The organism is Enterococcus sp. CWB-B31 (genome assembly GCF_020567645.1).
In the GTDB taxonomy this organism is placed as follows: domain Bacteria; phylum Bacillota; class Bacilli; order Lactobacillales; family Enterococcaceae; genus Enterococcus_L.
Genome location: NZ_JAJDJW010000002.1, coordinates 1 through 23604 on the forward strand (window position 1 = coordinate 1; position 23604 = coordinate 23604).

The 23604-nt window shown below is 37.8% G+C and carries 18 protein-coding genes and 2 pseudogenes; 6 read left to right on the forward strand and 14 right to left on the reverse strand.

What is annotated here, in order from left to right; genetic code table 11:
* Nucleotides 1-280: transposase (locus LI954_RS02720; protein ID WP_229443486.1), on the forward strand; the 280-nt coding region annotated here is incomplete at its 5' end.
* Nucleotides 281-695: 415 nt separating this feature from the next.
* On the opposite strand, the gene LI954_RS02725 is transcribed toward LI954_RS02720, so the two are convergent.
* From LI954_RS02725 to LI954_RS02735, 3 genes are read right to left on the reverse strand one after another with little or no spacing between them, the layout of a single operon-like run.
* Complete coding sequence (locus LI954_RS02725) at nt 696-1448, reverse strand: class I SAM-dependent methyltransferase (protein ID WP_229441646.1); 753 nt, start codon at nt 1446-1448, stop codon at nt 696-698.
* A 2-nt stretch (nt 1449-1450) separates the two neighbouring features.
* Complete coding sequence (locus tag LI954_RS02730) at nt 1451-1795, reverse strand: cupin domain-containing protein (RefSeq protein ID WP_229441647.1); 345 nt, start codon at nt 1793-1795, stop codon at nt 1451-1453.
* A gap of 17 nt (nt 1796-1812) precedes the next feature.
* Nucleotides 1813-2127: a cupin domain-containing protein gene (locus LI954_RS02735; protein WP_229443488.1), complete on the reverse strand. Its 315-nt coding sequence runs from the start codon at nt 2125-2127 to the stop codon at nt 1813-1815.
* 136 nt (nt 2128-2263) lie between these two features.
* On the opposite strand from LI954_RS02735, the gene LI954_RS02740 reads away from it, so the two are divergent.
* Nucleotides 2264-2932, forward strand: coding sequence for a Crp/Fnr family transcriptional regulator (locus tag LI954_RS02740; protein ID WP_202067175.1), 669 nt, complete (start codon nt 2264-2266; stop codon nt 2930-2932).
* A gap of 93 nt (nt 2933-3025) precedes the next feature.
* On the opposite strand, the gene LI954_RS02745 is transcribed toward LI954_RS02740, so the two are convergent.
* Both LI954_RS02745 and LI954_RS02750 read right to left on the reverse strand, forming a co-directional pair.
* Complete coding sequence (locus LI954_RS02745) at nt 3026-4120, reverse strand: hypothetical protein (protein WP_229443490.1); 1095 nt, start codon at nt 4118-4120, stop codon at nt 3026-3028.
* 537 nt (nt 4121-4657) lie between these two features.
* Nucleotides 4658-5974 carry a 6-phospho-beta-glucosidase gene (locus LI954_RS02750; protein ID WP_202067177.1) on the reverse strand — a complete coding sequence of 439 codons (1317 nt, stop codon included), beginning with the start codon at nt 5972-5974 and terminating at the stop codon, nt 4658-4660.
* Between the two features lie 294 nt (nt 5975-6268).
* Here LI954_RS02750 and LI954_RS02755 point away from each other — a divergent pair, with 294 nt between their 5' ends.
* The 3 genes and pseudogenes from LI954_RS02755 to LI954_RS02765 all read left to right on the forward strand — a co-directional run.
* Entirely contained in the window at nt 6269-7021 is a 753-nt protein-coding gene (locus LI954_RS02755; protein ID WP_202067178.1) for a MurR/RpiR family transcriptional regulator, read from the forward strand.
* Nucleotides 7022-7547: 526 nt separating this feature from the next.
* Nucleotides 7548-7703: pseudogene (locus LI954_RS02760) on the forward strand (PTS sugar transporter subunit IIC); the annotation flags it as partial.
* Between the two features lie 918 nt (nt 7704-8621).
* Nucleotides 8622-9854, forward strand: a pseudogene (locus LI954_RS02765) (PTS sugar transporter subunit IIC); the annotation flags it as partial.
* A 388-nt stretch (nt 9855-10242) separates the two neighbouring features.
* On the opposite strand, the gene LI954_RS02770 reads toward LI954_RS02765, so the two are convergent.
* The 9 genes from LI954_RS02770 to LI954_RS02810 all read right to left on the reverse strand — a co-directional run bounded on the left by LI954_RS02770 (nt 10243) and on the right by LI954_RS02810 (nt 22772).
* Nucleotides 10243-11382: a peptidoglycan-binding protein gene (locus LI954_RS02770; RefSeq protein WP_229441649.1), complete on the reverse strand. Its 1140-nt coding sequence runs from the start codon at nt 11380-11382 to the stop codon at nt 10243-10245.
* A gap of 306 nt (nt 11383-11688) precedes the next feature.
* Entirely contained in the window at nt 11689-13530 is a 1842-nt protein-coding gene (locus LI954_RS02775; RefSeq protein ID WP_229443492.1) for an ABC transporter ATP-binding protein, read from the reverse strand.
* Nucleotides 13531-13545: 15 nt separating this feature from the next.
* Nucleotides 13546-15927: an ABC transporter ATP-binding protein gene (locus LI954_RS02780; RefSeq protein ID WP_229443494.1), complete on the reverse strand. Its 2382-nt coding sequence runs from the start codon at nt 15925-15927 to the stop codon at nt 13546-13548.
* Between the two features lie 2 nt (nt 15928-15929).
* Nucleotides 15930-16373, reverse strand: a complete 444-nt coding sequence (locus LI954_RS02785) for a MarR family winged helix-turn-helix transcriptional regulator (protein ID WP_229443496.1) — start codon at nt 16371-16373, stop codon at nt 15930-15932.
* 1147 nt (nt 16374-17520) lie between these two features.
* Nucleotides 17521-18507, reverse strand: coding sequence for an NAD(P)-dependent oxidoreductase (locus tag LI954_RS02790; protein WP_229443498.1), 987 nt, complete (start codon nt 18505-18507; stop codon nt 17521-17523).
* A 225-nt stretch (nt 18508-18732) separates the two neighbouring features.
* Nucleotides 18733-20112 carry an alpha/beta hydrolase family protein gene (locus LI954_RS02795; RefSeq protein ID WP_229443500.1) on the reverse strand — a complete coding sequence of 460 codons (1380 nt, stop codon included), beginning with the start codon at nt 20110-20112 and terminating at the stop codon, nt 18733-18735.
* 247 nt (nt 20113-20359) lie between these two features.
* Nucleotides 20360-20920, reverse strand: a complete 561-nt coding sequence (locus LI954_RS02800; protein WP_202067185.1) for a hypothetical protein — start codon at nt 20918-20920, stop codon at nt 20360-20362.
* A 783-nt stretch (nt 20921-21703) separates the two neighbouring features.
* Nucleotides 21704-21868, reverse strand: coding sequence for a hypothetical protein (locus LI954_RS02805; RefSeq protein ID WP_229443502.1), 165 nt, complete (start codon nt 21866-21868; stop codon nt 21704-21706).
* A 184-nt stretch (nt 21869-22052) separates the two neighbouring features.
* On the reverse strand, nt 22053-22772 hold the full coding sequence (locus LI954_RS02810; protein WP_202067187.1) for a MerR family transcriptional regulator: 720 nt from the start codon (nt 22770-22772) through the stop codon (nt 22053-22055).
* 79 nt (nt 22773-22851) lie between these two features.
* Here LI954_RS02810 and LI954_RS02815 point away from each other — a divergent pair, with 79 nt between their 5' ends.
* Nucleotides 22852-23580, forward strand: a complete 729-nt coding sequence (locus LI954_RS02815; protein WP_202067188.1) for a glucosamine-6-phosphate deaminase — start codon at nt 22852-22854, stop codon at nt 23578-23580.
* Nucleotides 23581-23604: the final 24 nt, after the last annotated feature.

Genomic DNA, 23604 nt, shown 5'->3' on the forward strand with positions numbered 1-23604 from the left:
ACTATTGGCATCTTATCATGAGAAAGATGGGAATCACTTCTTCCGCCTGCTTCGCACGATGCCAACGAAGCTACCCGAAGAGCTACGATCGGTAAGAAAAGCTTTCTTCAAGTACGAAAATGGCATTCGTCTTGCTTTGACCAAACCCTATTCCAATGGTCGCTTAGAGAACTTGCACACGCATATTAAAACGCTAAAAAGAGTTGCTTATGGTTTCCGAGATTTTTCAAATATGCGTACCCGAATTTTCTTACTCAACGGCCTTATTCAATACAAATAAAAAACACCGGAGAAGGAGTTCGATTCCTTCTTCCGATGTTCATTGGTGATACTATCAGTCCGATTTGACAAAGAGCCAATATATTTTATGAAAATAAAAAAAGAACCCGCCCCTTGGGGGAGGGCGGGAAAGGAGTTAAAAAATGAAAAAGTGTTTATTAGGGTTTGCTTATTTGGTATGACTCTATATTACTGATCAAGTATGAATTTTTTGGAATAAAGTTATTTTTCTATGATGAAATTTATGTGACTATTTTGTGACACATAATAATAGGTGAGTTTGGAACAGAATCAAAGTTCCAAACTCTCTTCATACCTAAACCCGAATAACCGGCGGGACAAAAGCAACTCCTTTTACTACCGATAAACAAAACCATTGCTTCAATTACAGTCACTGTTTGATTTCTATTCTATGCTTATTTTTCTGCACAGTTGGCAATATACTGCATATTTTTCTGTTCCTTTTTAAAATAGCGGAACATTGTCATAAACTGTTCTCTATTCTCTTTTTTCAAGCCGTTTTTGATAAGCATGAACGCTCCGCGAAATCCTTCATCACGAATCATTCCTCTAGGATTCATTAATGACATGGCTCCTGTCTGATACTTGACCTTTCGAAAACCGGCATCCGCATACTGCTTTTGCCAGCTGTCCAATGTTAATGGAGCTACCCGCATGTTTATCGCACGGCTAAGATCATTCACCAACTGCTCATTGGGTTCCGACAAACTAATATCGTGTGTTAACAGCTTTCCTCCCGGCTTTAACACACGGTAGTATTCTTTCAGCGCTTTTGCTTTCGAGCTATTATCCAGCATTGTCAGCATGGCTTCATTAATAACGATATCAAATGTATTATCTTCAAAGGGAAGTTTTAATGCATTTCCGGATTGAACGCTGACTGTATCCAGAAGACCGGCCTTCTGGATGTTCTGTTTTGCCTTTTCGAGCGCTTTCTTATCCAAGTCCACACCGATAATTTCACAATGATATTTCTGCGCAACCTCCACCAATGTTGTTCCCATATTGCAGGCAACTTCAAGAACTTTACTTTCACTGGAAAAATTTCCTTCAGACAATAACCATTGCGTTGCCTCCAATCCACCGGGACGAAGCCGCTTCTTCCCCAGTTTAGCCAAAAATGTATGACCTACCTGTTTTCCAGCCATTCTTACAACTCTCCTTCTGGTTTTACCACAACCAAAAGCATTTGAAAAGCTTCTACTGCGTACAGTGCATGCTTAATATTTGCGGGCATAATAATGGTCTCACCTGCATTAATAACAAATACTTCATCTCCAATAGTTATTCTTGCCTGACCACTCAAGAGATTGACCATTGCATCGCCTTTTGAAGAATGTCCGCCAATCTCCTGATCTTTGTCAAGGGAAAGAATAGTCATTCCCAAGTCTTGACGTTGTACAAGAGTCATGCTTGCAACCTGTTCTTTCTCAACCGGTACCTCTTCTCGTAGATTTAATACTTTACTGTGCGGTATTTTCTGTATATAACTCATCAGTTTCTTCCTTTCTTTTATAATGTTTCAATTTGTAAAAATTTACATTGCTCATCCGCCTTGATTTCATGAAGTACTTTTGGAGTAATGACAATGAGTTCACCTGTCTTCAAATAATGCGGTTCATTTTCTATCGTTACTTCCAGCGATCCATCAATGATTTGAATCAGCTTTGTCAGATTTGTTTGTTCAACACTGATACTTTCTCCTTTATCCAGCGCATAAATCATTAAAGGCAGCTTGATATTAAATGTTTTGTGCAGATTCCTGCTTCTAATTTGACCATTTTTATAATCAATTAGCTTATTTAGAGATACTACAGTATTATTCATTCCTAATCCCCTCTTTTATAAATGAGCTTTTTTTGATAGAATTGAACTAATGCAAATGATAATGAAAATCATTCTCATTTAAAGATAGCACAAAAATAAAATAAATTCGGTTGCATATGCAACATGGAGGAAATTTATGGAAAAATACCTTCCGTTAATTCAGCATTCTGTATTCTTTAACGGCTTTACTCTGGAAGAGACGCAGACAGCATTGAATTGTTTACAGGGACAGACAATTTTATACGCAAAAAAAGACACGCTCTTTTATCCTGATACAGTGTTTCATTCAATCGGTATTCTTTTAGAAGGAAGTGTTTATCTGAGCAAAACAAACATCCATGGGGAGCGGCAAATCTTTGCTGAGCTTTCTGCCGGAGAACTTTTCGGGGAAAATTGTCTGTGGGAAAAAAATACGATCAATAAATTTGAAGTCGAAGCTGCCGCTTCGTGTATTGTGTTGTACATTGAAAGAGACAAAATTCTGCATCCCGAAAAAACGACTTGTCCGTTGCGTCAACGTATCATTGAAAATCTGTTCCAGCTACTCTTATCAAATAATCAGTCTCTTTATCAAAAAATAGATTTAGCTTCACAAAAAAATCTCCGTGAACAGCTACTCTATTATCTACAACTTCAAAGCAGAAAAAACAACAGCAGCCAATTCGATATTTCTTTTTCTCGTCAGGAGCTTGCTGACTATTTAGGTGTTGATCGCAGTGCACTATCCAGAGAACTGGGTAGAATGAAAACAGATGGATTGATTGATTATAAAAAAAACTCATTCACATTGATCTCTCAAAATTAAGCCTCAGCAATAAAAAAATCGGAGTATCCTGTTCTCTATTAACAGGTTCCCCGATTCTTTTTTTCCGTCATTTTTTATTGCGGTCATTTTCTTCTAAAAAAATACACCTTGAGAGTTCTCCATGATTTGTTCCGAAAGCCATTGATTCAGCTGGAGCTCCATTTTCCCATCTCCCGGATTTGGTGCTTTTATCAGCAGCTGCTGTCCATTTTCCAATTGTTTCAATGCTTCATCTTTTTTCTTTTCAATATAATAATAGTAAGCTGCTGTCACACGGCAATTTCCCATTGAAGACTGCTTCAAACTCATTTGAACATCCTTGTCTTCCCATAATTGAGAAATACGCACATCTTTTTCTCCGAAGATACACAGACAAAACAGCAGCTCTTTCTTCAGCTCTATTTGATAAAGGCTGATAATGTCCTCTTTATGCCTCCAAATCTCTTCCAGTTTCGTTTTATAGATTCTCCATTGACGACAATCCAATGCACGACCTACCTGCAAGAAACTCAGATAGTCATTAAAATACGTACGTTTAGGAATTTCAGGAACATCACTAAAATAACTGTCAGGCAGTTCCCGATAGGTTTTTCCTTTCATCATCTGATCATTTACTTCGAACTGAAGATAAAGTAAGTACTGCTGTTCTTCGCTTGCAGAAGCAAGCATTATACTCATCCCATCATTAAAGCCCATAGGGATACCATTTGTTACGATAATAAATAAACCGACAACAACAAAACAGCTGCCCCACAATGAAACAGGCGCAAAAAAGATGCCTGCAATGACTGTTGCAATTAAATTAACCATAACACCGCCCATAAGATATAGGCGAAATGGATATTTTCCTCTTTGATAGGCTGGGGGAGACATCAGACACTGTCCCAATGTTCCAGGGACTTTCTGACGTCGAAAAATCACCTTGCCATTTTCCTGCCAAATCCATATAAAAGAAAAAATCCGATAGCTGACCAGCTTATAACCGGTTAAAAAACCAAAAAAACCATGTCCCGCTTCATGAATGACAATATGAATAATATAAAAGATAACTGTTAATAAAAGCAGCTGGAAAATTTCCCTTCCAGTCAACTCACCGGAGCCAACTGAATACCCAAGGTACCTCCCTATGACTGCACCAAAAAGAATCATTATCGTAAACATCCCAAACCGCTGCCAAATTTTTTTCATGTCTCTCCCCCATCATCTACTGGATAATTTAAACTATATTCACCTAAAATCCAAAAATCCTTGATTATGAAAAAATTCATACCCTGTGCTTGTTCTCCCCTTTGTAATAAGCTAACTATGAACAAACCAAACACTTTACAATGAGCTGCATTGAGCTGCAATCGTTTTTCTGGCGTGTTTCTTCGCTGCTCTTTGTACCGCCCGAACGCTCAATGATGGAGACCTGTTGTCAAGTGCACTGGTTATTTAATAAGGAAGTTTTTTTATAGGTTCTTTTGAGTTGCCAGCTACTGTTACTATCCAGTTTAACGTAATTAAACAAGAAAAGAAAAAGTTCTTTATTTCATTTCAAGGTTTCCATCAAAAAGCTTGCAAGACAGTTGCATTACTTAAAGTTCCGAAAACATTGCAGCTATTTATTAGAACACAAAAAATGAACCTTTAAACGCCTGCTGCTTCCCATTTGATCGGGAAAAGACAGCGTATCGTTCAAAGATTCATCCATCAAAAGTATCTGTTGGTTTTACACACTTTTATCTATTTAAAAAATTGAGGAAGATAGCTTTTATGTGCTTCCAGCAGTTCTTCCATGACTTCTTTCGCTACATCACCGCTTGTAATCAGCGGATTCATTGTGAAGGCCTGCAATAAAGTTCCTTTATCTCCAGTTACAGCTGCTTCAACTGTTAACAGTTCCATAGATTTCATCAACTGCAGAAGCCCTCTTTCCTGTGGCTTGAAGCTGCCAAAATTATAAGGAATCGGCCCTTTTCCAGTAATCATACAAGTAACCTCCACCGCTGAGTCATCCGGAAGATCAGTAATTGTTCCGTTGTTTCGGGTGCTGACAGTCATTGTTGTCCGTTTGTCATTATGAATTGAATTGATGATTTCGCAAGCTGCATCGCTGTATCTCGCTCCACCGCGCTCTGCCAACTGCTGTGGTTTATAATCCAATTTGGGATCTTTATACAGTTCAAACAGCTCTTCTTCAATAATTTTAACTTTTTCAGCTCTTGTCCCATTATTTTTGAAATCTTCCAATTCTTCTGCAAGCATTTTATCTGTATAATAGTAATAGTTATGGTATGGACATGGCATCATATGAAGATTTTCAACCTGTTCAAAAATCAGATCATTGTCTTTAATATTTGCAACGATTGTTGTTGATTCAGACCCACCATACATTTTTTTAATTAATTCATCGGTACGATCCTGACCATCCTTATCAACCACCGTATGCCAGTGCAAGTGATTGATTCCAGCAAACTGGAAGAATAAATCTTTCGGTTTTTCTCCCAACAGTTCTGACTCTTCAAACACTGCATTGACAGGAATATTACATAATCCTACAACTTTGTTCCAGTTGCCGTATCGCAAGACAGCTTCTGTTACCATTCCTGCCGGATTTGTAAAATTAATTAACCAGGCATTAGGACACAGCTCTTTCATATCCTCCACGATATCCAGGATCACTGGAACTGTGCGCAATGCTTTAAAAATCCCTCCTGCGCCATTTGTTTCCTGTCCAATTAAGCCATGGCTTAATGGAATGCGCTCATCCAAAACCCGTGCATCTAATAAACCGACTCTCAACTGAGTCGTTACAAAGTCTGCGTCTTTTAATGCTTCACGGCGATCCAATGTTAGATGTACTTCACAGTCAATCCCAGCAGCTTTCACCATTCTTTCAGCCATTGCACCGACAATTTCCAGCTTATGTTTCCCCTCTTCAATATCAACCAGCCACAATTCACTGACAGGCAGTTCCTTATGACGTTTGATGAATCCTTCCACTAATTCAGGAGTGTAGCTTGAGCCTCCGCCAATTGTTACAATTTTAAGCTTTTTCATTTTTTCATTCTCCTGTCTTCTTTATAGTTAATTTTTTCATATAAATCTGTTTTTATGGCTTAAGTATATAAAGTTCGACACTTTCTGTAAATGGTTTCACCTTTCTTAGAGAAATGTTCACTATTTTGTAAAATGTCACAAAATAAAACATTGTGTTTTTTCTCATTTCTGTAATAAAATCCCCCATAAAACTCTTTATATCAGTAATTCTCTATACTTGACAGATAAAAATCTGTTGCGTAGAATGAGCAGAAGAATAGAATAAAAAAACAAAGCTGTTAAGGGAGCGTTTATATGCTTTTTTTATCTCATCAGGTTGAATTAAAAGATATCGAGGTCAATATCTACAATTACATTACTGCGAACATACACAAAGTCTGCTTTATGAGAATAAGGGATCTGGCAAATGCCACTCATGTCAGCACTACAACAATTTTACGTTTTTGCAAAAAGTTCGGCTGTGAAGGATATTCCGATTTTCGTCTTCGCCTTCAACTCTATACTGAGGAGCTGGATAAAAAAGCGCTGGAAGTATCTTCAATTGATGAAATGCCATTTATTGAATTTCTTAAACGTACAAGTTTCCCAGAGTTTCAAGAAAAAATTAATGCTGCAGCAACTATTTTAAAAGAGACAGATCTAGTTCTTTTTGTTGGAATCGGGACATCCAGTACGATGGCCGGATACGGCGCAATGCTGTATTCCTCTCTGTTTACATTAGCTTTAAATATAGAAGATCCATTGAACACACCTTTATATAATATTTCATCAAATCTGGATAGTAAAATCTGTCTGATTACCATTTCAGTTTCTGGAGAGAATGAAGATCTGATTGACTGTATCAATCAATTAAAAATTCATAAATCACATATTATTTCCATTACAAATAGTGCTAATTCAACTATTTCCCGTCTTTCAGATGTCAATTTACCCTATTACACAAACACAGAAATGTATCGGGAAACAAATATTACCTCTCAGCTGCCGGTTACATACATCCTTGAAATGCTGGCACGAAAAGTACATCAAATAAAAAATGAAAAATAGCATATTGCGTTGCCTGCAACTTAGAATTTTTTCTGCAGACAATGCAGCTTTTCTTTTTTTATCCTACCAAAGAACAATTCCCATAGACAGTACCCACTGATACTGTATGCTCTTATTAAAACCACGCACTGTTCTTTTCAAATGAAAAAATGACTTCCTAAAAAAAATTCCCATTTCCTATTCTAATAGTAAATAAGAGTTGTATTCGTTTACTCAATTACCCAAACTGTGTAAAAATACACACTGTTTTTCTGCACAGTAATTTTAGTGTGTATATCAGAAAATTCAAAAAAGACTGGAACAACCGCATTTATAAACATATAACATTATAATAAATACGGCATAGTTCTTGCTTATTATATTCTTGAGACCAATTTGAAGGGAGGGAAGTTTAATTAAGATGTATCGTTTCAGAAAATAGAAAGGAGTGGTTGGTTTCCAGAAATAATTGAAATGACAGCGTTTTAATTATTTTGAAAGATTTGTTGACTTATAATACAAAATTCAAAGAACTAAGGAGATAATTATGAATGGGATTATGAAATTTATGGAGAAATACATCCTGCCCGTTGCAGCTAAGATCGGATCAGAAAAACATCTGGTTGCTTTGCGGGATGCGTTTATCGGAACGATGCCGGCAACGATGGCCGGTGCTATTGCAGTATTACTAAATGCTTTTATGGTGCGACACGTTTCCAGCTGAAAAGGCTGGGCACTTGAATAGTTAATTTTCAAGGAGAACTGATGATTCGAGAAATGGAATGACAGAGTAACGTCTGGAAATGTTTCCTCTGATACTCCGATTGGCAATTGGCTGAGGTTAGCAGCGAATAGTCAAAAGCTCGGTGAAGTCGGCTGAGAGTTACCGCAGTTGTGTAAACAAGCGAAAGCTGTCCGGAGGCGGATGGTGTAACCTATAGGCCGGGAGTCCCAAAAATACTCATGGTGAGAATGTGCATCAGCACTGACAAACCTGCGAAGGTACAGATCTATAAGCATGGGATACAGAAATGTATCTACTCCTAATTAGGTTATCCCCCTATAAATGAGTGTAAGTTGCGGTTTAGTAAAATTCATAGATATGAACAACCGTGTGGCGTTACAGGCGTCAGATAACTACAGGTCTAGAGCAGGCACCTAAAAGTATCACAAATGGATAGAATCATCGGAACGTGGAAAGCTGGTGACATGGAGGACTAAACCTTCCTGTGAAATGGTTGAGACGAAAAAAATAAGCTCATTTACACCAGTGAGAGTAGCGGCACAGTACCTGTGAAGCAGTGATAACAAGCTGTGGAGGGATAGCCGCAAGTCAAGCATATTACTGATAAATATGTGCTTTACATAGATAGAAAGAAATGTCTTAAGGCATTCAGGATTCAGTGGGTTTATTCAAATTGACTGATTTCTGTTCTGATACAGTAATTTTTACTGTTGCTTTCACTAATGTTTTACAACAAAAACCGTTCAATTTTGTTGTAAAATAGATGTATATTGATATCAGTAAAATTGATGGAACGCCGTATGAGGTGAAAGTCTCACGTACGGTGTGGTCCGGGGGAAAAGTTGGCGATTATTTCAAAGACTTACCTATCGGAATCGTGATTTTCCAAGAGAATACATCGGCAACCCAAATCCAGTTACTGATTTTTTTACACCTGTTATTAGAATAAACGGGTTGGTCTGGACAGGGACTTTAGCAATTATGGCCGTTGTTTTTGCAATGTCCTTAGGTTTTAATCTAGCAAAAGCCTACAAAGTGGACCCGCTTTCCGGAGCAATCGTATCTTTGGTTGCCTTTTTCATTGGTTTGCCGGATTCAGCTTCTACTACACTTTCTTTAGCCGGTGAACTTCCATCTGAAGTGGCTACAATGATTTCAGATGCAGGCGGTACTGTAGTTACAGAAGGCGGTGTTTCAAGTATCGGCGGAAGTGCCTGGGGCTACTTCAGTTTTGGCTCATACATGGGCGGCTCCGGATTATTTACAGCAATGATTTTTGGTTTTATTTCAGTAATCATTTTCTCAATTTTAATGAACAAAAAACTTATTATCAAAATGCCTGACAGTGTTCCTCCTGCTGTATCAAAAGCATTTGCGGCTATTATTCCGGCAATCGTATCATTATATACTGTCGGTCTGATTCATGACGTGTTTAAACAGATTTCAGGACAGAACCTGGTTGACTGGATTTCTTCAGCTATTCAGGCTCCGTTAATGCAATTATCTCAGGGATACTTTGCTGTATTTATCATCGTGATTTTGATACATGTGCTTTGGTTCTTTGGATTGCATGGAACCAACATTATGTCGCCTGTTTTACAAACCTTATATGGTACAGCCATGGTTGAAAATACCAATGCGTATCAAGCCGGCGAGGAAATTCCATTCAAATGGGTTGCAGGTTCATTTGAAGCATTTGTATGGCCTGGCGGTGCTGGTGTAACACTGGTTCTCCTTATCTGTATCTTGGTCTTCTCTAAACGTGATGATTATAAGACTGTAGGTAAATTGGGAATCGGGCCTGGTGCCTTTAATATCAACGAACCGGTAATGTTTGGTTTGCCTGTTGTATTAAACCCAATTTTGATGATTCCTTTCGTCTTGGCACCAATTGCAACAGCAACAATCGCTTATTTCGCAACAATGACTGGTCTGGTTAAACCAGTGGTAGTAAATGTTATCTGGGTAATGCCGACGATCCTCAGCGGCTTCTTGGCAACCGGCGGAGACTGGCGTGCCATTGTGCTGACTCTAGTAAATCTGGCAGTGGCGTTTGTAATTTGGACACCATTCATTCTGGCAGCAAACAAGATGAATCCGGATGATTAAGCTGCAACACTAAATTTTAAAGCTGAGAAATTACACTCTGATGAGTGAGTTTCTTAGCTTTTTTCATGACTTCATTAGTGTACGGTTCTAAAAATATAATTTTATTAATAATAGAAACAAGAGAATCAAAACGAGGTTGTGATAGAAGTGTTCTGGCTCAAGAACCAAGTAGGTATCATGCACACCTACTCTGACAAGTCAATCGTAGTGATTTATGACAATAAGTCGGAATATACGAAAATTGTCAAGAAACACTACTCATAAAATGAATAGCTGTGAATTGATACATTATTTTGACCAGAGCAGCTGTAGAAAATGGAACTAAAAAACTTCCAAAACTCAGATTTTACTCTCAGTTTCGGAAGTTCGTATTAATTAATCAAACAAATTATTTTGCTGCATTCATTGCATCAATGATTACTTGCAGGTATCCGGAAGTATCAGAGAAGGTTGCCCCTGTTACTACATCAGCTGGGCTGTCATCCTCTCCTAAACCGTCCAGTTCTTTCACTGTATCTTCCAGCTCTTTCACTGTTTTCCCTAAAGCAAATTCAGTAATTGCCGCCATATTATCTGAATATGCATTGGTTGCTCCGCCTTTATCCGCCATCATTGCTGAATATGCTTCGTTGTTTGCCTGTTTGGAAGATAATACCAGACCACCCTGAACATCTGCACCAAAATCGGTATCAGAGTTTGGAACACCGCCAAAGTCAGCTGGATCAACATATTGGAATTCATCCACAGTAACTGTTGCCAGCTTATCGCCATCCAGTGCTACTGTTGTAACAGAGAAGGACTTATCTCCGTGTGGTGCACCTAGAAGCTGTGCTTCTTTGAAATCTTCTGTAGTAGTTTTCACGCCTTCAGAAATCATCCCTGTATTCGCTGTATCAATAATCGCTTGTAGATAACCAGAAGTATCAGAGAAGGTTGCCCCTGTTACTACATCAGCAGGACTGTCATCTTCTCCTAAAGCATCCAAGTCAGCAACAGCTGCTTCCAGTTCTCCAGCAGTTTTACCTACTGCAAAATCAATAATTGCATCCATGCTGTCAGACCAATTTTGAGTTGCTCCGCCCTTATCTGCCATCATTGCTGAATATGCTTTGTCATTTTCACGTTTGCTTGCTAAAACAGTATCTGTTGGGAAGTTTTCACCAAAAGCACCATCTGCATTCGGTACACCAGTGAAATCATCTGGAGAAACATACTGGAATTCGTCAAACTGAACACCTAGAATTTTGTCTCCATTCATTGTTACGTTCACTACTGCAAAAGATTTCGTACCATGAGGTGCTGTCAGCAGTTGCCTCATATAGACTGTTCCTTCAGCCGGTGCTGAATCTTTTGTACTTCCGTCGGCAATTGTAATATCAGCAGTTGCCGCATTGCTTGAGCTTTCCGCAGCAGCTGTACTGCTTGCCTCAGTTGATGATGAACTTCCTGTATCTTTACTATCTGAAGCACACCCTGTTACTGCCAGCAACGTTAACAATGCCGCAGTAGTTAAAACGATTTTTTTCATTTAAATTAGCCCCCTAAATATAATTGTTTTTCTATTGTTCATTATATCACATTTTAGAAAACAGTCTTTAAAAAAATTCAAAAATCGTATTATTATGTTGATATAATTTATTAATCAGGCTTAATGAACAATTAATTACAGTTTTCGACTTCTATCTAGGGAAATTTATTATTCTATCAACACAAAAAAACAGAAAGATTGTGCTTAAAATCACATTCTTTCATATACACTTATGGTCATTCTGAAAATATATATAAAAGACTGGAAACCATCTGTTGCAGATTTCCAGTCTTTCTCTTTACTATTTTAGTCTTCTAATTCTTCAAATTGCGAATTGTATAGCGACGCATAGTAGCCGCCTTGTTTAAGCAGTTCTTCATGGGTTCCCTGCTCTTTAATGTCACCCTCCTGCATATAAAGAATCTTATCTGCATCCTTTATAGTTGACAGTCGGTGTGCAATAACAAAGGATGTACGACCAGCCATCAGGTTATTCATGGCTTGCTGAATCAGCCCTTCCGTTCGTGTGTCCACAGACGAAGTGGCTTCATCCAAGATTAGAATCGGTTTGTCTGCCAAAATTGCGCGGGCAATTGTCAACAGCTGTTTCTGACCTTGAGAAATATTGGAAGATTCTTCATTCAATTCCATATTATAGCCGCCTGGTAATGTTTGGATAAAATGATGAACATGGGCTGCTTTTGCCGCTTCATATACTTCCTCATCAGTTGCATCTAGTCGACCATAACGAAGATTGTCCATGATTGTTCCTTTAAACAGCCAAGTATCCTGAAGAACCATCCCAATATTTTTACGGAGATCTGCCCGATTAAAGTCTTTAATGTTGTGTCCATCGATTTTAATCACTCCGGAATTCACATCATAAAAGCGCATTAACAGTTTAACCATTGTGGTTTTACCGGCTCCAGTCGGACCAACGATTGCTACAGTCTGTCCCGGATCGACATGGGAACTGAAATCATGGATAACAATTTTATCTGGAGTGTAACCGAACTGTACATGTTCAAAATCTACTATGCCCCTTGCTTGGTCAAGTTTAACCGGATTTTTAGCCTGTTGATCTTCTTCCTCCTCATCAAGAAATTCAAAAACACGTTCTGCAGCTGCAGCCATTGACTGAAGCATATTTGATACTTGAGCAAGTTGAGCAATAGGCTGTGTCAGGTTCCGAACATATTGGATAAACGCCTGTATATCTCCTACAGTGATAGTCCCATTGTATGCCATAATCCCACCGATGATGGCAACTGCCACATAGCCTAAGTTACCGACAAAATTCATGATCGGCTGCATTAAGCCTGAAAGAAATTGGGATTTCCACGCAGATTTAAATAGAACATCATTTTGCTCTTTAAACTCTTTAAGTGAGTTTTCTTCATCATTAAACAACCGAACAATAGTATACCCGCCGATCGTTTCCTCTACCTTACCATTAATAACACCCAGATATTCCTGCTGTGTTTTAAAATATTTTTGTGAGTTTTTTACAACAATCATAATGAGAATAAATGAGATGGGTACAATCAATACTGATATTCCTGTCATCTGCACCGAGATAGACAGCATCATAATAATAACTCCGATAATGGTAAACGTTGAAGTAATCAACTGTGTGATGGACTGGTTCAGCGACTGTCCCAATGTATCGACATCGTTGGTAATCCGTGACAATACTTCACCGGTTGTACGACTTTCAAAATAGTTCATCGGCATACAATCAATTTTTTCTGAAATTTCTTTTCGCATACGATACGTAATTTTTTGTGAAATTGTCGACATAATCCATCCTTGAATCGTTCCAAAAAGGGCTGCTACAACATATAATCCCAACAGGAAGAACAGAATACCACCGATTTTTTCAAAATCAATACCGCCTGTTCCCTGATATTTTTCTATTAACCCATTAAAAAGCTCAGTGATTGCCTTTGATAAAATTTTAGGTCCCCAAATATTGAAGATTGTTGAGGCAATCGCAAAAATCATTACAAAGAAAACGGGGATTTTATAAGCGCCAAGATATGAAACTAACTTTTTAATTGTTCCTTTGAAGTCTTTGGCTTTTTCCACCGGTGCAATCTGTCCGAAGCCGCCGCCGCGAGGGCGATTTTGTCTTTTCTCTTCTGCCATTCTTCTCGCTCCTCCTTAATCCGCTTCTTCTAAGCCTAATTCAGCATTGCTTAACTGCGATTGAGCAATTTCCTGATAGACTTCCGATGACTGCATTAGTTCCTCATGTGTTCCCTGATCTACGATGCGTCCCTCATTTAGAACAATGATATTGTCAGCATGAATAATTGTAGAGATTTTTTGGGCAACAATGATCTGTGTTGCTTCTTTGATATTTTCAGAAAGAGCTTTACGTAAAGCTACATCTGTCTTATTATCAAGCGCTGAGAACGAATCGTCAAAAATAAGAATTTTAGGATTTTTCGCCAAAGCACGGGCAATCGACAAACGTTGTTTCTGACCGCCGGAAACATTGGTGCCTCCTTGAGAAATTTCACGACTGTAGCCTTTTTCATTTGAATCAATAAATTCTTCTGCTTGAGCTGTTTTAGCTGCTTTTCTCATCTGCTCATCTGAAATATCTGCATCACCGAACTTAATATTCGAAGCAATGTCTCCCGAGAAAAGAACTCCTTTTTGTGGTACAAAGCCCATGATCTCATGCAGTTTATGCAAGGTCATATCACGAACATCTACACCGTCAATTGTAATCCGTCCACCTGTTACATCGAAAAGGCGCGGAATTAGATTTACAATGGTTGATTTCCCTGAACCTGTTGAACCGATCAACGCAGTCGTCTGTCCAGGTTTTGCAGTAAAGTTAATATGATGCAGCACATCTTCATCCGCATCTCCATAGCGAAACTGTACGCCTTCAAACTTCACTTCACCCTTAAAGTCATGATCATCTTTTGGTTTTTCAGGATCTTTAATTGTCGGTACTGTTTCCAGTACTTCTTCAACACGACCGGCAGCTACATTTGCACGAGGCAGGATAATTGAAACCATTGACAGCATCATGAATGCCATAATAATCTGCATTGTATATGTGATAAAGGCCATCATATCCCCAACCTGCAGCTGCCCATTATTCATGCCGTGTCCGCCAACCCATACAATGAGGATTGAAATACCATTCATCATTAGCATCATGACCGGCATCATAATAGACATGGAGCGATTGACAAACAATTGAGTTTTCATCAAGTTTGTATTTGCAACATCAAAGCGCGCTTCCTCATATTTTTCACGTGAAAAAGCACGGATAACTGGTAATCCTGTGATAATTTCACGGGAAACCAGATTCACTCTGTCAACTAAGTTCTGCAATGCTTTAAATTTAGGCATAGTAAAGAGCAATAGGGTTAATACCAACACCAGAACGGCAACTACAGCAACACCGACAATCCAGCCCATACCTGTTCCTGTTTTGTATACTTTGTAAATTCCGCCGATTCCCAGAATAGGCGCATACAGCACCATCCGCATAATCATAACAATACCCATTTGCATCTGTTGGATATCATTTGTATTACGAGTGATTAAGGAAGCCGGAGAAAATTTTTCCATTTCAGTATTTGAAAATTGAAGCGTTCGTTCATATTGACCAACACGCAAATTGCGTCCAACTGCAGCGGCAACCAGCGAAGCAATCAGTCCAACAATAATTGCAGCAACTGCTGAAATAAGTGTCAACAGAATCATTTGATATCCGGTTTTCATTATATAGTCCGTTTGGATTTGCTGAATATCCATATCCAATGCTTTATATTCTGCCAAAGTCAGTTGAATCCCAACTGTCCGCATTGAATTATCACCCAAATCACCCAGGCTCTCTTTGATAGCTTTGCGTGCTGCCTCAACTTTAGTCGGCATAGCAGCTGTTGCCTCTTTAATGGAATCTGCCAGTTCCTGGGCCTGAGCAGCTTTTGCCTGTGCTTCTGCTGCCAAAGATTCTGCTTCGGCACCTTTTTCAGCAGCTTCAGCCATATCTGCTGCTGCAGCCGCAGCTTCTCCGGCAGCTTTTGCCTGTTCGCCTAAAGAAGCAGCTTCGGCACCAAGTTTCCGGGCTTTTTCTGCATCTTCTGAGATAGCTGTATAGGCATCCAAAACCTTTTTAGTATCACTAGCTCCAGATGAATCTTTTGCCTGTGAAGATGCTAGCATCAGCATTGGCAAATTAAAAATATCTGCCAGTTTTTCTTCCGTCATATTCTTTTGAAGGTTTAACTTATACACTTCAACTTCTTTTCCATCAATGGTCTCTGTTGTCAACTTATAATTGTCTTCAATCGTCTGCTTCTCATCTTCAGTCATAAACATTTTAATTCCCTGAAGAGTTGTCTTCCTTATTTTTTCAGGAGTGGAGTATTCAAGCCCTCCCTGTTGAATACCGACATCGACAATATTCGATGTTAAGCTCGGTAAACTCAAATCACTACGTGCCTGCACGACTAAAAGTACAAGAACTGCGATGACTGCATACCAGTATTCCCCTAGATATTTAAATATTTTCACTTTCAGTCACCTTCCTCTTCCATGGAGAATTTTTGGGAGTATCCTATGAACTTGGAAGTCAGCTCAATGAACTTCTTTGTATCTTCCTCACCCATTTGATTAAAAACCCAAATTATTCTCTCACGCATCTCTCTTTTCTCCGCATTTACAGCTTTTTTCCCACAGGCGGTTAAAGTGACATTAATACGGCGACGATCTTTAGGGTCCATGTGACGAGTAATTTGTCCTTTTTTCTCTAAACTTCCTAAAACAGCCGCAATCCGTGCACTTGAAAGATTCAATGAATCAGCCAAATATTTAGGACTGATCGGTTCACCCTGAATATCAAGAAACTTGATGACAATGTTTTCACCTCTGTTACTCTTTTCAAACCGGCTAAATGCACCATCACGATTTTGGATCATCAATTGAACGAGCTCTTTTTCAGCTTCTTCCGCGAATGACATAGGAGTCCTCCTTTTTTCAAAATAATTATATTGAATTATTAATAACTAATAGTGTTAGTAATTAATGCTATTCGATATTAACGCAGTTAGTTATAGAAGTCAATAGAATTGAATAAAAAATCTAATGAGTGTATTTCTATTTAACAAGCTTTAGACTTTGATGTTCTAGTAGGGAGGATGAAGAACAGTTGGCTTATTTCATTCAAATAAACTATCATCTCTAACAGAACTTTTTTTGTTTTTTGGATAAAATGTATCATCCATAAACAGCTAAGAAACTTAACTTTCGACACTTCAGATTAATTCTGGAATTTGCTAGATAAAGCTTAGGAAGCTCTCATTTTTTGTAATTTCAAATTATAGAAACCACCTTTTTAAATCAGTTTTTCTTTATAGAAAAACTGATATTCCTTCCAATTCTGAATTACTCAATATTCAGATAATAAAAAAATCCTTAGACATACATAAAGTCCAAGGATTTTTTATCTATTTATTTAATTATGCACTTTACAGGATCGGCCTGAAAACTATTAAGGAAATAAGTCGCCAGTTCTATTAATATCTTGACTGATTTAAAACTGAGCTATACTTCTAATCCAAGAAATGTGCAGTCAGCACAGGAACACCTCGTAAAAAATGCCGATTTGTTCTCCACTATATAATTTGCAGCTTATCTTGCATAACCATAAGACATGTGACGAACATTCGTAGAAGCAAGCTTTTAATACAGGAATGAATTATTGCTGCTTCATCTGATTGTCATTCGCATATCATTCTGCTGGATCAAGAGGACTGACTCTATTTAAAGTTTGAATGTTTACACATTCAAAGATTGCCAGCTTCATACCATTACACTTTTGCAGCTGCTTGTTCTTATCATTGACGTACATAAGTTATAATTTTCTATTATTGAACATTATCTTTTATTGTAATCTATAATTTGGTCAGAGCAATAATAAAGGAACCTATAGTAGAACGGAGGAGACCCTCATATTCCAAAGAATTTTACTTGCTAATTAGCCTTTAGGAGCTGAATTATAGTATGCGTAGTTTCAATTTTTCACCTTTCGCTGTTCTATTTTTTCTATCAATAAATCTGCTATAATTCTGTTCCCCAAGTCATAGCTTGAAAAGCATGTATAATTTATTAATTCTCACTTACCAGTTTGAACACCTTTTCTTTTTCACCATTCAAATAGTAGACAATATTTTCTGTTGAGATCCTTTGCAGCTCCCGAATAGATGTCGAAGAATAAAAGGCTGCATGAGGACTGATCAGTACATTACTTCGTCCAACCAGCGGATGATTCGCCAAATCAGGTGTTTCATCACTTAGAACATCCAACGCTGCTCCCTTAAGCCATTCATAATTCAACGCTTTGATCAAATCATTCTCTACCACACAAGTCCCGCGACCCATATTGATAAAATAGGGCTGTCGTTTCATTTTTCTGAAAACAGCAGAGTTGAAAAAATGAACATTGGTCTTATTTAGGTTCATATGATTAGTAATAACTTCTGCGTGATCAAAAATTTCCTCTCTATCAACCAGTTCAATCCCCAACTCTTTCCCGATGTTTTGATCAATAAATGGATCACAGGCAATGACTTTCATCCCCAATGCTTTCGCTCGTTTGCCGACCTGTCTGCCGATTTTTCCAAAGCCAAAAATACCCAATTTCATTTCTTCCAATCGTCGATTAGGTACACCCGAGTCATACCTCCATTGATGATGAAGATCAACAGCCTGACTGTAAACTTTCAGATTTTTAACCAAAGCCATCATCATTGAAATTGTAAATTCTGCGACATCAACTGTGCAGTATTCACCAACCGGACATACACCGATCTTTCGCTTATTTGCTTCCAGCAAATCTACATTATCGTAGCCTGTTGCATTTATGGCTATGACTTTTAAATGGGGCGCATGATCCATCGCTTCAGCATCTATTCTAATAAATGCGGTCAAGAGAGCGTCCGCATCCTTAATTACATCAAAAAATTCTGCCCTTTGCTCGTCACTGTATTCATAAACAACAACTTCACAATCTTTTAACCCATGTTTCAAAATCTCCCGTTCATATTCATGTGCGGGCATCATCGAATCAGAATAATCTGCAATTACTATTTTCATTAGCAGCTCCTTTTATGTTTTCATTAAATTAACTAAGATGGGAAAATCTGTAATTTTCCATCGAATTTCATTATTTATAAATAATCTTAAAGGAGTTACAATGGCAAAGTCAATTTAAATGGTTAAAACAAGAGCCATCACTTTCCTTATATTACGAGGAAAGGATGGCATTAAACTACTATTTCATCGTATAGCCAATTAAAAGATATAATTCCTTATAAAAAATTATTTTAACGTAATTGACTCAATCACCTGCTCAAAGATAATGCTTGCATCTTCCCAAAATTCTTCCGGTGTATCAAACCAAAACTCATAAAATTTACCATTTTTTTGAATACCAATAACTTTACTATAAAACGAAATGCCGCTGCTGTAGGTCAGACATTCTGCAGAAAAAGCTTTCTGCCCATTTATATCAATCTCACTTCCCTCATATTGATCACCTTCAGAATTTAAGTATTGAATGAATTCGCTAAAGGCAACAGCAGATTCAGCTTCATACACGTAACTGAACAATAAAGACGCTTCCCAGAAATTATCTCCTTCATACGCCGAAGCAAACATGATGTCCGCTTCATCTTCTGATTCGTCAAAAACTTCCCAGATAGCCGGGATTTCCATTCCAAAGCCAAACATTTCATTTCTGTACGTTTTCATCAGAGGATATATTTTCTCCGGTACCTGTTTCATCGCTGTCTGTAATTCCTTTTCAGTCAAAGAAATATCCGGTTCCACTCCTGTATCTTTAATAACTTTCTGTGCAAATAGTCTGGTAACCGGTGCAAGTACAGAAAAATGATCCGCATCCTCAACAATAAAGCATTGCAAATTTTCATTTTTAGATTGGCGTTCAATTTCCTTGAGATTACTGGCATTTCCAGCTGATCCTTCAATTACAAATGTAGGTGATTTGATATCAGACAACCAGTGAATCGGCGAACGTAATCTATACTCTTCTTTATTCTCTATGTCAAAGGTAAATTCAGAAGCATTATGGTAACTGACATCATCTACCGGTCCAAACGAAAATACCGCACGAAACTGATCCGTATACTCAGAAGCAAGCAGTGCTCGAGTACCGCCTGTACTGTGTCCGCCAAGATAAATACGATCTGGATCAACATAAGGCAATGAAGCAGCATATTCATAGGCTGAAACAATATCGTTTACTTCGCCAAAAAGTGTTTCATAGTTTCCCGGATTGCCGCTGCCTCCTCGAAAAGAGGGATACATCATCAATATCCCGGCTTCTCTAAATGCAGATGCAGTCTGATCATTTTCCCAATCCGGATAAGACCAGGCAATTTCATCGAGTCCATTTCCCCAGCCGCCGGTCGCCCAAATCATCATTGGACGCTTTTCATTCTCTCCCGGATCACTTGAAACATAGGCTGCAAGTTTTCCAACTTCAGAATCATAGTAAACTAAGTCAAAAACACCTGCGGGAGGCTCCGGTACAGGATTTTGATCACTTTCCTCCCTAATCAGTTTTGTTTCAAATGCATCATGTGCTTCCTTAAAAGATTGACCCTTTCCTGACTCAGATGAACAGGCTGTAATCAATAGCAACGAAAACAAGACTGCCATACAACTAAACTTTTTCATTTTTCAACTCCCTAAGCTTTTGTTCCGCAATGGTGAAATTAAACTAACACTAAATACTTTATCTTTAAAATTATAACGTATCACGAATAACATACACAATCACTTTTATTCACTTTTGTAAATCCGATTTCACAGTTTGCTAATGCGAAATATATATTAATAAAATGTCCATAAAATAAAAACAGGAGCTGCTTTTCGTTAAAACAACTCTCTGCTAAATAAATATTCTTGTGCTTTCCAATAATTTTCAGGTTAACAATCTACTCTTTCGTTTCTCCTGCTTTTTCAAATGCAGATAGCCGATTGCCACAACAATCAATGTTCCCAGTAAATTCACCATGATATCCTTCATTGTATCTCCCAGCGCCTCATGTCCTGCAAGAATCTTTCCATCTGCTGTCATAAATTTCTGCATATTAGTTTGTAGAAAATGGTCTGCCAGATACTCATAAACCTCCCACAATACTCCACAGGTTGTCGCAAAACAAAAGGCAAAGAGACTGACAAAGAAGGGACTCAAATAAACCTCTGTTCTCTCACTTCTGCTGATGAAATCAACGATCAAAAATCCTAAAGCACTAAGCATTCCCGCGCTAAATCCATGGAGAATCATATCCCAGAAAGGAATTTTATAATAAAAATTTTGTACTTCTCCCAAGTATATTGCACAAAACAGAAAAATAAAATAAAGGATTTCCATTAAATCCGGAATATCAATCCCGTACATTTTTTCTACTCTGTATGGAATAAAAATAACAATCATTCCAACAAGACACTGCAATACCATCAGTACATAATCACTTTTCACAAGTTTATATTCCTTATTGGAAATTCCGGAAGGTGCACTCTGCATCATGATGAACGCATACACAACTGAAACAGCTAACAAGCAGAAGACAATAATAAAAATCAGATTTTTTCGTTTATCCAGCTTTGTTTTTCTTTTATCAATAAGTCAGTCCTCCACTCCCTATTCTTCATTTCTTTAATGACACCATAATCAAAACACTTCTGAAAACTCCGGTAAAGCTCACGCCTCATCATTTTTAGTAGAAAATCAATTTTCGTTCTCAATCTGATCTGCGTACCTGTGTAACGATTACCAATAAGTCTAAAAATTTTTCTACAGCCCTCTTAATATAAAAATTTTGATCTATTAATATTTTTCTCACTGACTCATTTATCTCATAAAAACAGCCATTCTTTACAATAATAAGACATCGTTCATACAGCGAAGGCAGCTTTAATCAATTGGTTTATCTCCTCCATCGACTAGGGTGTATCTGAAAAGTTAGTGGCATTCGAATTTTTCAGTGATTTTTGTTGAAATCAAGGAAGAAAACACAGCTTATGTGGTTTATAAGCGAGTATTTATGACGAGGGGTTTGATAAAAATCATCAAACTATTCGCCGCTTGAGTTTTCAGATACACCCTAATGTAACCTTTCAGTCGATACAGCAAAATTTTAACAGGAAAAACCTCATCAATTCAGTACCTGTCAGTTCTGCTGTATCGAGGAAATAATTCGTTTTCTGTACACAGGATTCCTTCACCATATCGTTTGTCTTAAGTGTATTATCAACAGTACTCTTATTCTTTATCCTTCTTTTTCTTTTTGTTTCTGGTTGCAAAAGCACCGCTGGCTCCTAATGCAACCCCTATGCATAAACCAATTGCCAGATTATCCATCAGCAAGCCGAATATCAGCCCCAGCGAAATTCCAATTGCCAGTAAATTGCCATCATCCTTTTTCATATTCTTATTCCCCCGTTCTACTTAATTAGACTTCTTTTTGTTATCGGCAGCATTTTTTAAATGGCCTCATCAGTAAATTAACTGCTCAGCTTCTTCACGTTATCCTGCTGCCAATAAAATGGCTTGCATTATTTTTTCCTTTTCAACAGCACACTAAATAGTTCAACCTCTTACCAATTTATTTCTACTGCCTTAGCTGCAGCACTCTATAATTGCTTTTACTTACCGACTCCGGCAACCTCAAAATATAAACTGTTTGACTGGAATGTAAAAGCTTGGAAGGACTCTCTGCTTGAGAAAAGAATAGATCATAATCTTCATATCTTTCTTCGTTCAATGCGTCAGAAAACACCCCTGGCAGTTCCATATAATAAAAATATTTTTTTCTATCATCAACTTGATGGAATTTAACACCGCAAAAAAACAAATAGCTTAAAGAAAGATTTCGTTTAAGCAGCTCTTTCCTAAAAAATTTGGCTGCCGCCATCCATTCATCACCATAGTCAAAAACAGTTGTTTCATCCTGACATTCAAATTCGAGGGTAGAAAAAAACTCCGGGAGCTTTGTTGAATCCTTTTTTTCAAATAGAATACTTGTAATCAGTTGAATCCGAGTCAGTTTTTCTTCCTCTCTTCGAATATACTCATCTATTTTTTCTGCTGTATGATCGGTGGACTGCTGATCTGAAATAAATCCTGAAATATCCTTCAAATCCAATCCTAAGTATTGAAGCGTTTGAATCAAAAAGATCGTCTGCTTTTGATTTATACCATAATAACGATAATTATTTTCCTGATTCACATATATCGGCTCTACTAATCCTATATTGCTGTAATAACGCAGTCTTTGAATGGAGATACCGCATAATTCAGCCATCTCCCCGATCGAAAGAAAATTTTTCAAAATCTCACTCCATCCTCTTGACTCTATAGTGGCTATAGACATTATTATATAATAAAAAGAGTTGAAAGGGGCACAATAAATGAAAATTATTGTAACAAAAAACTATGAGGAAATGAGCAGTCGCATTTCAGAAAGATTAATCAGTGCCATCTATGAAGAAGGGTTCAAAAATATTTCCATTACTGCAGGAAGCAGCCCGATCCGAGCTTATGAAATAGCTTCAGAGTATATTCTAAAAAATAAACCAATACCAGACACAACTTTCTACAACTTTGATGAAATTCCTTTTCATCAAAGCGGCGGAGATGGTGTTACTATAACTAATCTAAAAAAGAGCTTTTTTGATAAAGCTGGTATTGAAGATGCACAGCTTCATAAACTAACAATGGACAATTATCAAACACATGATGACTACCTTGAACAAGTTGGCGGACTGGATATTGTCTTTCTAGGGATTGGTGCAGACGGACATTTTTGCGGAAATCTGCCTTATACAACAAAATTTTGTGATCAGACAACCTTCGTGTCTATTGATTCCAGACCAGATATGAAAGATATTTTATTAGGAGAAGTTAATGGTAATCCGGAAGAACTTCCTGACGGTTATGTGACGATGGGACCAAGAAGTATTATGAACATTCCAAGAATTATCATGATGGCCTCTGGAAGGAGTAAAGCAAACATCATGAAAAAAGCTTTCTTCGGCGAGGTTACTGAAAGTGTTCCCTCCTCTGTCTTTCAGCTTCATCCAAACTTTACACTCATTCTGGATGAAGAAGCGGCGCAGGAAATTACTGAATATATTTAACTTTGAGACTATTAGTTGTATATT

Bases quoted from the DNA above. Each gene is read 5' to 3' on its own strand.
- LI954_RS02725 (WP_229441646.1), bottom strand. From the start codon at position 1,448: ATGGCTGGAAAACAGGTAGGTCATACATTTTTGGCTAAACTGGGGAAG.
- LI954_RS02730 (WP_229441647.1), bottom strand. From the start codon at position 1,795: ATGAGTTATATACAGAAAATACCGCACAGTAAAGTATTAAATCTACGA.
- LI954_RS02735 (WP_229443488.1), bottom strand. From the start codon at position 2,127: ATGAATAATACTGTAGTATCTCTAAATAAGCTAATTGATTATAAAAAT.
- LI954_RS02740 (WP_202067175.1), top strand. From the start codon at position 2,264: ATGGAAAAATACCTTCCGTTAATTCAGCATTCTGTATTCTTTAACGGC.
- LI954_RS02745 (WP_229443490.1), bottom strand. From the start codon at position 4,120: ATGAAAAAAATTTGGCAGCGGTTTGGGATGTTTACGATAATGATTCTT.
- LI954_RS02750 (WP_202067177.1), bottom strand. From the start codon at position 5,974: ATGAAAAAGCTTAAAATTGTAACAATTGGCGGAGGCTCAAGCTACACT.
- LI954_RS02755 (WP_202067178.1), top strand. From the start codon at position 6,269: ATGCTTTTTTTATCTCATCAGGTTGAATTAAAAGATATCGAGGTCAAT.
- LI954_RS02770 (WP_229441649.1), bottom strand. From the start codon at position 11,382: ATGAAAAAAATCGTTTTAACTACTGCGGCATTGTTAACGTTGCTGGCA.
- LI954_RS02775 (WP_229443492.1), bottom strand. From the start codon at position 13,530: ATGGCAGAAGAGAAAAGACAAAATCGCCCTCGCGGCGGCGGCTTCGGA.
- LI954_RS02785 (WP_229443496.1), bottom strand. From the start codon at position 16,373: ATGTCATTCGCGGAAGAAGCTGAAAAAGAGCTCGTTCAATTGATGATC.
- LI954_RS02790 (WP_229443498.1), bottom strand. From the start codon at position 18,507: ATGAAAATAGTAATTGCAGATTATTCTGATTCGATGATGCCCGCACAT.
- LI954_RS02795 (WP_229443500.1), bottom strand. From the start codon at position 20,112: ATGAAAAAGTTTAGTTGTATGGCAGTCTTGTTTTCGTTGCTATTGATT.
- LI954_RS02805 (WP_229443502.1), bottom strand. From the start codon at position 21,868: ATGAAAAAGGATGATGGCAATTTACTGGCAATTGGAATTTCGCTGGGG.
- LI954_RS02815 (WP_202067188.1), top strand. From the start codon at position 22,852: ATGAAAATTATTGTAACAAAAAACTATGAGGAAATGAGCAGTCGCATT.